At 71.1% G+C, this 4,076-nt stretch carries 2 protein-coding genes; both read right to left on the bottom strand.

Annotated elements, in window-relative coordinates; genetic code table 11:
• Nucleotides 1–172 precede the first annotated feature (172 nt).
• Entirely contained in the window at nucleotides 173–2,971 is a 2,799-nt protein-coding gene (locus IE249_RS11860) for an alkaline phosphatase family protein (RefSeq protein WP_189704743.1), read from the bottom strand.
• Nucleotides 2,972–2,975: 4 nt separating this feature from the next.
• Nucleotides 2,976–4,076: ABC transporter permease (locus IE249_RS11855; RefSeq protein ID WP_229858195.1), on the bottom strand; the 1,101-nt coding region annotated here is incomplete at its 5' end.

Raw genomic sequence — 4,076 nt, 5'->3', positions numbered from 1 at the left:
AGCTTGGTGCCCTGCGCGCACTCCTCCACCGCCGACAGGAACCGGTGGACACCCGGCGTCGTCCCGGCGGCCAGCCGCTGGATCAGACGCCGGTCATTCGCTCGCAGCATCGTGCAGAAACCCATGAGCCGCGGATATCCCCGAGATCACCGGCCCATGCCACCGGGATCGCTCAGCCGTCGGACTCCGACGACGGGATGTAGGCGCCGGGTACGTCGTCGGGCGCGTAGATCTTCTTCTCGCCGGGGTAGGGCCTGGTCCAGTTGTGGGTCTCGTACCAGGTGAAGTGGTTCATCTGGGCGGGGTTGGCGTAGTCGGGGACGGCGCCCGGTCCGGTCAGGTGCTGCCTGGTCTTCCACGCGTCCCAGATCGCCGCGAGCGCCCGCTTGTCCGCCGGTACCGCGGCCGACGGGACGGCGGCCGCGCGGGGGTTCTGGGGCGCCGGGGTGTCGAGGCCGCAGGAGGGCGGGGTCTTGAGGCCGTCGGTCAGCGGGGTGCGATTGGGCAGCGCGTCGAAGGGCGTGTAGTCCGGGTGACGGGTGAAGGCCGCGCTCATCGGGGTGGCGGCGCTGTCCTTCTGGTTCATCGGGCGGATGCCGAGGATCTGCTCGATGGTCCGGATCATCGTGATCTGCGTGTAGTAGTGGCTGTCGACCACTCCGTGGCGGGCCCACGGGCTGATGATCTGGATCGGGGCGCGGTGACCGTCCACGTGGTCGAGGCCGGCCTGGGAGTCGTCCTCGACGACGAAGACCGCCGAGTCCTTCCAGTACTCGCTGTGCGAGATCGTGTCGATGATCCTGCCGGTGGCGAGGTCGTTGTCGGCGACCTGGGCGGCCGCGTTCGCCGGGCCGCCGGTGTGGTCGCTGGACAGCCAGAACATGTTGAGGTTCGCGGGCCCGTTCTTCTCGAAGTCACGCTTCCAGATCTCGTACCGGTAGATGTCCGGGACGCTGGTGTCGAACTTCGGGAAGCCGTGCACCGAGACGTCGTTGAGCGACGGGATCGGCGAGGAGGAGGACAGGGTGTAGGCGGTGTCCTGTCCGGTCGCCTCCATGTTCTTGCTGTCGCAGTAGAGGTTCTGCCAGCTCGCGCCGGACGGTTTGGTCAGGAACTGCTGGAACTCCCCGAAGTCCCGTACGGACTTGCCCGCCGCCTGGGCTCCGGTCCACAGGAATCCGCTCCGCTGGTGCCCGAGGGCGTCGTCCTCTGTGTCGTAACTGCGCGCGTACTGACCGGCGGACGACTCGGTGTACTCCGGATTGTCGGCCTGCATCAGCCAGTTGTGGCCCTCGGCGGAGTTGGTGCCGATGTCGTACGTGTTGTCGTACAGCCCGAACTGCCGTGCCAGGGCGTGCTGGTTGGGGGTGACGTTCTCGCCGAACTGGGCCAGCGAGGGGTCCCCGTCGCCCTGCGGCATGTCGCCGAGGACCTGGTCGTAGGTGCGGTTCTCCTTGACGATCAGGAAGACGTGTTTGATCGTCGAGGGTTCGCCGAGCCGGCGCGGGACGGCCACCGGCCCGGCATGGCTGCTGCCCTTGCCGAGCAGGACCGAGCCGCTGTTCCAGCCGTTCTGCCGGAAGACCTTGGCGGTCCGGGACCGGATGACCCGGTCGCTCGGCAGCTTGAAGCGCTGAAGGCTCGACGTCGTGTCGTGGGTGCCGTGTCCGGCGCCGCCGGTGGGCCTGCGGGCGTCGATGCCGCGGGCGTTGGAGACGACGATGTCGTCGCCGGCGACGGCGATCTCCGCGGGGAAGTAGTCGGTGGGGAGCAGGCCGACGTAGCCGACCGGCTCCTGCGGGCCGCTGTAGCGGTAGACGGCGACCGCGTTGGCGCGGCCGAGCGTCACCAGCAGGCGCCCGTCGTCGGTGAGCGTCACCGCGTCGGGCTCGTAGCCGACCGAGGCCTCCGGCCAGGGCTGGGTGGCTATGGTCTGTACGACCTTGCCGCGCCTGGTGTCGATGACCGAGACGTCGTTGGTGGCGGTGTCGGTGACGAACACCGCGCCCCGCTTCGCGTACACGGCGGTCGGGTGGAGGCCGACGTCGATGCTGCGGACGGCCGCGTCGGGGTCCGCCACGTCGATGACGCTGACCGTGCCGGTGGTGGTGGCCGCGGTCACCGGATCGGCCGGCACCTGGGTGCCGTAGGAGTTGATCGTGGTGTCACCGGCCTTCGCCGGGCGCCCGCCCTCGTTGCTCACGTACAGCTTGCCGCTCGCCAGGGCCATGCCCCGGGGGGCGTTGCCCACGGCCCAGCTGCGCTGGACGGTGCCGGTCGCCGCGTCGATGGCGACCACCCGGTTCTGCCCGTTGACCGCCGCGTACACGGTGGATCCGTCCGGGGAGAAGGCCGCCGCGGCCGCCAGCGCGTGCCGGGAACCCTCCGCCGGGATGGGGACGTTCACCGGGTCGGAGACGGTGCCGTCGTCGTCGACGGTGTACTTGGTGTAGCCGTCGGTCCGGCCCAGCCACAGTTGCCTGCCGTCGGGCGAGTAGGCCGGGCCTTCCTGCCCTACGTCGCTGCTCTGGCCGGACACGCTGCTCTTGACGCGTTGGACGACCTCACCGGTCCGCAGGTCGACGACGACCAGGGCCACGCCGCCGTCCGTGAGGGTGGCGGCGAGATGCCGGCCGTCCGGGCTGACCGCCGACGACATGATCTTCCCGTCATCGATGACGGTACGGCTGCCGTACGGGGCGATGTACTGGTCGCTGGAGACGACTTGGCCGTCGGCCGTCTCCTGGCCGACCTGCTGGGTGCCGAACCGGTGGGTGGCGGCGACCGCGGTGCCCGTGACGGCGAGGGCGACGGCGATGCCCGTGGTCACGAGCACGGTCCGGTGGCCGACGCGTCCGCCGGACGGGCCGGTCCGCCGCTGCCTGGTGTCGGTCGTCTTGTCGTGAGTCGTCTGCTTGTCGGGGGTCGTCTCCTTGTCGTGGGTCGTCCGGCGCCGGCGTGTGACCTGCATGGAGTCATCCCTTCGGGGTGGAGTCGAGCAGTTCGACGTTGCCGTCGAACTGCCAGAGCGGGTTGGGCGCGTCCCCGGCCGGGGTGCGCACCAGGAAGTAGCCGTTCACTTCCTTCGGCCCGTCGCCGTCGGCGACGTACCGCCCGTCCGCGGTGATGTCGAGCTGGTAGACGGCCGTGCCCGGGGCCGTCGTCCCGGGGAGGTGCCAGGTGACGACGCAGCGCCAGTCGTTGCCCGCTCCCTCGGGGGCGGCCTGGCCGTCGCTCTTGGTGCACGCCGCCGTCGCCTTCAACTGCGCCTCGGTGACGGCGGGCCGGTGCAGTTGGCGGGTCTGCATGCGGTAGAGGTGGGCGAACGCCGTGGCGAGCGAGCGCTGCACCTTGTCCTGCCCGATGCCGGAGCCGGTGGCCGGCGCCCCGGTCGCCCGGGTGAGGATGAGGGTGGTCACGGCCAGGAGGGCGGCCAGCGGCAGGATCCCGGCGGTGACGGCCCGGCGCCCGGAGCCGTCGTGAGCCGGACCGGTGAAGTCGCGGCGCAGGAACAGCAGATACGCGAGCGCGGTGGCGAGCAGGGCCCAGGCCAGGCCGACCACGATGCCGATGAGGAGCGGGCCGGTCTGGGCGGGGCTGGTGAACAGGCCGTTCCAGGCGATGAAGGCGTAGCCGGGCAGGGCCAGGCGTACGGCGACGGGCAACGGCAGCACCTGGGCGACCTGCGTTCCCAGCGCCACGAGCGCGGGCAGGAGCAGGCCCATCGGTGACCGACCGAGCGCGATGGACCCCAGCAGTCCGATGCCGGCCAGGGCCAGTGTCGGGGCGAGGACGCAGATCCAGGCGAGCAGGACCCGGCCGGCGGCGGTGCCCGGCGCGAGCAGGTGACCGTCGAGGCCGACCAGCGGCTGGTCGCCGACCGCGATGAGTCCCCCGGCCGTGCCGGAGCAGGCCGGCCCGGCCACGAGCAGCAGGATCACGGTCAGGCCGGCCAGTGCCTTCGCCACGAAGATCCGCCGTGGCGACCGTACGGTCACGAGCAGGTGGCGCCAGGTGCCGAGCCGGTCCTCCGAGGCGAACACGTCACCGGCGACCACCGAGGTCAGCAGCGGCAG

The organism is Streptomyces anandii JCM 4720 (genome assembly GCF_014650655.1).
GTDB lineage: Bacteria > Actinomycetota > Actinomycetes > Streptomycetales > Streptomycetaceae > Streptomyces > Streptomyces anandii.
The sequence above is the reverse complement of the archived record's forward strand: the minus strand, read 5'-3'. Positions and strand labels throughout refer to the sequence as shown.